4 protein-coding genes are annotated in these 6595 nt (G+C 71.2%); all 4 read right to left on the reverse strand.

Translation table 11 applies throughout. The annotated features are described in order from the left end of the window. Nucleotides 1-3: 3 nt before the first annotated feature. From FFS09_RS01000 to cobW, 4 genes are read right to left on the reverse strand one after another with little or no spacing between them, the layout of a single operon-like run. Nucleotides 4-705, reverse strand: coding sequence for a vWA domain-containing protein (locus tag FFS09_RS01000; RefSeq protein ID WP_137916995.1), 702 nt, complete (start codon nt 703-705; stop codon nt 4-6). Then, the gene (locus FFS09_RS01005; protein ID WP_137916996.1) at nt 684-1730 is read right to left on the reverse strand and encodes a magnesium chelatase ATPase subunit I; all 1047 of its coding nucleotides are present in this window, start codon (nt 1728-1730) and stop codon (nt 684-686) included. The genes FFS09_RS01000 and FFS09_RS01005 overlap by 22 nt, the downstream gene beginning before the upstream one ends. Continuing rightward, nucleotides 1727-5515: a cobaltochelatase subunit CobN gene (gene cobN / locus FFS09_RS01010; protein ID WP_137916997.1), complete on the reverse strand. Its 3789-nt coding sequence runs from the start codon at nt 5513-5515 to the stop codon at nt 1727-1729. Before cobN ends, FFS09_RS01005 begins: the two co-directional genes overlap by 4 nt. A gap of 1 nt (nt 5516) precedes the next feature. Continuing rightward, nucleotides 5517-6581, reverse strand: coding sequence for a cobalamin biosynthesis protein CobW (cobW, locus tag FFS09_RS01015; RefSeq protein WP_137916998.1), 1065 nt, complete (start codon nt 6579-6581; stop codon nt 5517-5519). Nucleotides 6582-6595 lie beyond the last annotated feature (14 nt).

The following is a 6595-nucleotide window of genomic DNA, read 5'->3' on the forward strand; positions in this document are numbered from 1 at the left end:
CGTTCAAGCCGGCAGGCGGTGCTCGGCCTGCCAGCGCTCGGCCCAGGCCGCGCACCGGCCGATGGGCCGCAAGGGGTCGTCGAAATCCACCACGACGATGTGGCCCGCCGCCGCCGGGGCCGTGGGTTGTTCGAGCGTGCGGCCATCGGTGAGCAGCCACAGGCAATCCGTGCCCGCCGCTCCGCGCCGGTGCTGCACCTTGCGCAACAGGCGCTCGGCTTCGCGCAGACAGGCCGACAGCGGCGTGCCGCCGCCACCGCCCACGGGCCGCACGCGTTCGCTGCCCGCGGCGCGCGCCGGGCCGGGCGGCAGCAACAACTGCACCCCCAGGCCGCCGAAGCTCAGCAGCGCCACGTGCTCGCCCGCGCGCGCGGCCTGCTCGATCAGCCGCGCGGCGTAGCCCTTGGCCCAGGCCAGCCGCCCGCCCCGGCGCATCGAACCCGAGGTGTCGAGCGCGATCAAGTGCAGGCGGGGCACACGGGCGTTCAGCGGTGCGTGGCGCAGGTGCTCGGGTGCGAGGCGCTGCGCGCCCTTGGCCACCAGCGTGCGCACCCAGTGGATGCCCGTGCCCTTGCCATCGGCCGGGCGCGCCGCGTGCCGGGCCAGGCCCGGTCGCGGCAAGGGGTTCGGGGCCTGCCACCGCCAGCCGCCAGGCGCCGGGAGCGCGCGTGGGCTGGGGTGGCTCATGCTTTTTTTGGGGGCCATGCCCCCGTGTTCTTCACGCGCGCCATGGCGTCGGGCTGGGGCGGCAAGGCGCCCCAGTCGCCATCGGGCGCGGCTTCGTTCGAGGCAGCTGCGCCCTGCCCGTTCGGGGGCGTTTGCGCGGGTGCCTGCTGTTGGGGTGGCGGTGCGTGCGCAGAGCGGCGGTGCGCCAGCGCGAGCTCGGCCACGGTGTCCACGTCGTCCACGCCCACGGTGTCGCGCCCTTCGAGCGCTGCCAATGCGCGCGCGGCACGCAACATGACGAGGTCGGCGCGGATGCCGTCGACACCAGCGGCCAGCGCGAGCTGGGCGGCATGCCGCACGACGGCGTCGGACCAGTGCAACGCAGCCAGCGCGGCGCGCGCGGTCGCCAGTCGGGCCACCAGTTGCGCCTGCGTGTCGGCATGCTGCGCGAGCAGCGCCTGCGGGTCGGCGTCGAACGCGAGGCGCGCACGCACGATGGCCTGGCGTTGAGCGGCATCGTCCGGGTTGGCCAGCGCGACCGACAGGCCGAAGCGGTCCAGCAGTTGCGGGCGCAGTTCGCCCTCTTCCGGGTTCATGGTGCCCACGAGCACGAACTGCGCGGCATGCTGGCGCGAAACGCCGTCGCGCTCCACGGTGTTCACGCCACTGGCGGCCACGTCGAGCAGCGCGTCCACCAGCGCATCGGGCAACAGGTTGACTTCATCGACGTACAACACGCCGCCGTGCGCGCGCGCCACCAGCCCGGGCGCGAGGCGCACCGCGCCGTCGCGCAACACGTCTTCGAGGTTGAGCGTGCCCACCAGTTGTTCGAGGCTGGCTGCCAGCGGGAGCGTGACGAAAGGCGCCTGCGGCAGCAGCGCGGCCAAGGCGCGCGCCGAGGTGGACTTGGCCGTGCCGCGCGGCCCGCTGATGAGCACGCCGCCCATGCCGGGGTCGATGGCGGCGAGCAGCAGCGCGCGTTGCAACGACGCATGGCCCACCAGCGCGGTGAATGGAAAGGCCGCGCCGGACGCGGCGTGCAGTTCAGGGACGGAGGCGTTCATGGCGGAGTTCCTTGGTCTTCAAGCGTGTGTTCCAGCGCCAGCAAGTGCTGTTCGATGCGTTCGCGGTGCTCGCCCGGCTCGGCCCACAGGCCACGCTGCATGGCCTCCAGCAGGCGTTCGCCGATGCCGCGCAAAGCCTGCGGGTTGTGCCGCTGCAGGAAGTCGCGCGTGGCGTCGTCGTGCAGGTAGGCGTCGGCTACCAACACGTACTGGTGGTCGCCCACCACGCCGGTGGTGGCGTCGAAGGCGAACAGGTAGTCCACGGTGGCGGCGATCTCGAACGCGCCCTTGTAGCCGTGGCGTTTCACGCCATCGATCCACTTGGGGTTGACCGCGCGTGCGCGCACCACGCGCGCCACTTCCTCGCTGAGCGTGCGCACGCGCGGCGCGCCCGGCACGCTGAAGTCGCCGTGGTACAGCGCGGCGGGTGCACCCGCGAGTTGCTGCACGGCCGCGGCCATGCCGCCCTGGAACTGGTAGTAGTCGTCGGAGTCGAGGATGTCGTGCTCGCGGTTGTCCTGGTTGTGCAACACCGCGTCCACGCGCGCCAGGCGCTGCTCGAAGGCTTCGCGCGCGGCGGTGCCGTGGCCGTCCTGGCCGTAGGCGAACGCGCCCGCGCGCAGATACGCCTGCGCGAGATCGGCGCGCTCGCTCCAGCGGCCGCTGTCGATCAGTTCCTGCAAGCCTGCGCCATAGCCGCCCGGGCGCGGGCCGAACACGCGCCAGGTGGCGCTGCGCTGCGCATCGGCCTCGGCGGCACCGGCTGCCATGGCCTCGACGGCCTCGCGTTGCACGCGGGCGCGAATGGGGTTCACGTCGTCGGGTTCGTCTTCTTCGGAAATCGCGGCGACCGCACGCACCGCCGTGTCGAACAGGTCGATCACATTGGGAAAGGCGTCGCGGAAGAAGCCGGACACGCGCAGGGTCACGTCGATGCGCGGGCGATTGCGGATCGCCATGGGCAGCACCTCGATGTCCACCACCCGGTTGCTGCCGGGGGCCCACTTGGGCCGCACGCCGAGCAGCGCGAACGCCTGCCCGATGTCTTCACCACCGGTGCGCATGGTGCTGGTGCCCCACACCGACAGGCCCACCGCTTGCGGGAACGTGCCGTGGTCCTGCAGGTGGCGTTCGATCACGCGCTCGGCCGCCTGTGCCCCCATGGCGTAGGCCGTGGGGGTGGGCACGGCGCGTGTGTCCACCGAATAGAAGTTGCGGCCGGTGGGCAGCACGTCGGGCCTGCCGCGCGAGGGCGCGCCGCTGGGGCCGGCGGGCACGAAGCGGCCGGAGAGACCGCGCAGCAGCTGGCCAATTTCGTTCGGGCCGCAGGCGTCCAGCCGGGGGGCGAGGATCTCGCGCATGCGCTGGATCACCGGTGCGGTGTGCGGCCAGGCTTGCGCATCGAGCGGCGCGTCCTCGCCGCTCAGGTGCGCAGTGACGAAGGCTGTGGCCAGCAACTCCAGCCGCTCGCGCGTGTGGCCGGCGTGGCGCCAGGGCTCGGCGCTCAGCTGTTGCAAGGCCTCGGGGCGCGGACCTTGCCACGCCTCGGCCCACGCGGGATTGAGCGGGTCGAAGTCCTGCAAGCCCAGGTCGTTCGCCAACGCCACCAGCAGACTGGCTTGCGCCGCGCCGTTGCCACCCGGAAAACGCGCGAGCGCCACCAGCGTGTCGGTGCGCTGGCGGTCTTGCGGCGAGCGGCCGAGGATGTGCAGACCATCGCGGATCTGCGACTCCTTGATCTCGCACAGATACGCATCGAGCCGGGCCAGCAGTTGTTCGCGCTGCGCGTCGTCGGCCGGTGGTTCGAAGCCGAGTTCACGGTGCAGCTGGTGCTGGATCACCTGCGCCAGGATGCCTTCGCGCAGCAGCTTCGCGCGGCGCGGGTCGAGCGAGAGCGCTTCGTAGAACTCGTCCATCTGCCGCTCGAGTTCCTGCAGCGGGCCGTAGGTCTCGGCGCGCGTGAGCGCGGGCATGAGGTGGTCGATGATCACCGCCTGCGTGCGGCGCTTGGCCTGGCTGCCTTCGCCGGGGTCGTTGACGATGAAGGGGTACAGGTGCGGCAGCGGCCCGAGGATCGCGTCGGGCCAGCAAGCCGCACCCAGCGCCACGCTCTTGCCCGGCAGCCATTCGAGGTTGCCGTGTTTGCCGACGTGCACGACCGCGTCCACTTTGAGGACGCGGCGCAGCCAGAAATAGAAAGCGAGATACCCGTGCGTGGGCACGAGGTCGGCGTCGTGGTAGGTCGCCACCAGGTCCAGGTCGCGACCGCGCGCGGGCTGGATGCCGACGAACACCTGACCGATGCGCAGACCGGCCACCATGAAGCGGCCGCTGCGCAGCATCGGGTCTTGCGCGGGTGGACCCCACAGCGCGTTCACCGCCTGTTGGCTCTCCAGCGGCAAGGCCTCGAAATCCGCGAGGTAGTCGGCCATGGACAGGCTCTGCCCGGCCGGCCGGTGGTGATTCGCATCCAGGTCGTTGGTGACGCCTTGCACCAGCGCGTCCATCAGCGCGCCACTGTCGGTGGGCAGCGCGCCGGTGGCATAGCCGTGGGCCTGCAGCGCTTGCAGGATCACCATGGTGGACGCGGGCGTGTCGAGCCCCACGCCATTGGCCAGGCGGGCGTCGTCGTTCGGGTAGTTGGCAAGGATGAGCGCGAGGCGTTTGTCCGCGTTCGGCTTCTCGCGCAGCACGCACCAGCGGCGCGCGAGCTCGGCCACGAAGCGGATGCGCTCGGGTTCGGGCTGGTAGCGCACCACGTCGACCTCGGTGCGCTCGCAGCGCCAGGCCAGGCCCTTGAAGCTGATGGCGCGCGTGCCGATGCGGCCGTCCACCTCGGGCAGCACGACCTGCATGGCGAGGTCGCGCGGGGCCAGGCCGTGCGGGTCGGCCTGCCACTGTTCGAGCGAGCAGCCGGCGGTGATGAGTTGCAGCACTGGGGCGTCGCCGGCCAGGGCCACCGCGTCCGTGGCTTCACCATCGAGCGAGGCCACGGCAAAGCTGGTGGCGTTGAGCACCACACCCACGCCGCGCTCCGCAGCGAGGGTCTGCAAGGTGGCCAGGCTCTCCGGGTTCTTCAGCGAATCCACCGCCACCGCGATGGCGTTGAGGCCGTTGTCCGCCAACGCGGCGAGGACCGCATCAAACACGGCGGTATTGCCGGCCTGCAGGTGCGCGCGGTAGAACACCAGCATCGCCACGGGCGCGCCTTCGCGCCACGGCGCTGCCGCCTGCGGGGTGTAGGGCATGACTGGTGGCAAGGGCGCGGGCGGCGGCGGACGCGGACCGATGCCGAAAGCCGCGTGGCCGATGAGCGAGAAGAAGGCCAGCGCGTTGTCGCGCCCGCCTTCGCGCAGGCAGCGCCAGAGGCGGTCGCAGTCCTCCGGAGCGGCGGTGCTGCGCATGAGCAACTGCGGGTCCTGCACGTTGTCGCCCGAGAACAGCGCCAGCCACTGACCCCGCTTCGTCGCCAGCGACACGGCCTGCTCCACCACATAGGCCCAGTCGCTCGGCGCACCCAGGTGGTCGATAACCACCACGCGCGCATGGCGCAGCACGTCGTCCACATACATGTCGGTGGACGCGGGCTGGCGCAGCCACATCAGGTTGGCCAGGCGCACCTTGGGAAAGTCATCGCCCAGGCTCGCGGCCGCGTCGGCCAGCAGCGAGAGCGTGGTGTCGGCCGCGCTCAGCACGACGATGTCGCCCGGTGTCTGTTCGACACGAACGATGCCCTGCCCGCCGTCTTCGACGTGGCCTCCGGGGCGCGTGCTGAGCAGGTGCATGTCAGGCCACCGTGGCGTCGGCGCTCAGGACCGACTGGAGTTCTTGCTGCAGCGTGTCGCGGTCGAGGTGGTCGCCAATCAGCACCAGGCGCGTCGCGCGGGTTTCGTCGGCGCGCCAGGCGCGGTCGAAGTGGCTGTCGAAGCGCTGGCCCACACCCTGCACCACCAGGCGCATGGCCGCGCCGGGCAAGGCCACGAAGCCTTTCACGCGGTAGATCTCGTGGCGTTGCACCAGCGCCGTGAGCGCGTCGAGCAGGCGCTGGCGGTCGGCCACGTCCAGCGCGATCGACACCGAGTCGAACTCGTCGTGGTCGTGGTCCTCTTCTTCGTCGTGGTGGGTCTTGCGCTGGTCGATCACGTCTTCCACCGCGCGCTCCAGGCCGAGCAACACGCCCAGGTCGAGCTTGCCGTGTTGCGCGCGCACCAGCTTCACGCCGGCCGGCGTTTCGGCGCGGACGATGGCTTCCACCGCGGCCAGCGAAGCGGCATCCATGCCGTCGGTCTTGTGCACGATCACCAGGTCGGCGGTGGCGAGCTGGTCTTCGAACAGCTCGGCCAGGGGCGAGTCGTGGTCCAGGTTCTCATCGGCGCGGCGTTGCGCATCCACGGCGACAGGGTCTTCGGCGAAGCGGCCGGCGGCCACGGCGGGCGCGTCGACCACGGTGATCACGGCGTCCACCGTGAAGGCGTTGCGCAGCGCGGGCCACTGGAAGGCCTGCACCAGCGGCTTGGGCAGCGCGAGGCCGGAGGTTTCGATGACAAGGTGGTCGATCTGGTCGCGCCGCGCGGCGAGCTGTTCCATCACCGGCGCGAACTCTTCCTGCACGGTGCAGCAGAGGCAGCCGTTGGCGAGTTCGTACAACTGACCGTTCTCTTCTCCGTTCTCGTCGCAGCCGATGCCGCAGCCGCGCAGCAGTTCGCCGTCGATGCCGAGTTCGCCGAACTCGTTGACGATGACGGCGATGCGTTTGCCCTGCGCGTTCATGAGCAGGTGGCGCAGCAGCGTGGTTTTGCCGGCGCCGAGGAAGCCGGTGACGATGGTGGCGGGGATCTTGCGGGTTTGCATGGGGGGTCTCCAGA

Origin of the sequence: Hydrogenophaga sp. 2FB (assembly GCF_005503365.1) — a bacterium.
In the GTDB taxonomy this organism is placed as follows: domain Bacteria; phylum Pseudomonadota; class Gammaproteobacteria; order Burkholderiales; family Burkholderiaceae_C; genus Hydrogenophaga.

Coding starts and splice junctions, on each gene's coding strand:
- cobW (WP_137916998.1), bottom strand. CDS start 6,581: ATGCAAACCCGCAAGATCCCCGCCACCATCGTCACCGGCTTCCTCGGC.
- FFS09_RS01000 (WP_137916995.1), bottom strand. CDS start 705: ATGGCCCCCAAAAAAAGCATGAGCCACCCCAGCCCACGCGCGCTCCCG.
- cobN (WP_137916997.1), bottom strand. CDS start 5,515: ATGCACCTGCTCAGCACGCGCCCCGGAGGCCACGTCGAAGACGGCGGG.
- FFS09_RS01005 (WP_137916996.1), bottom strand. CDS start 1,730: ATGAACGCCTCCGTCCCTGAACTGCACGCCGCGTCCGGCGCGGCCTTT.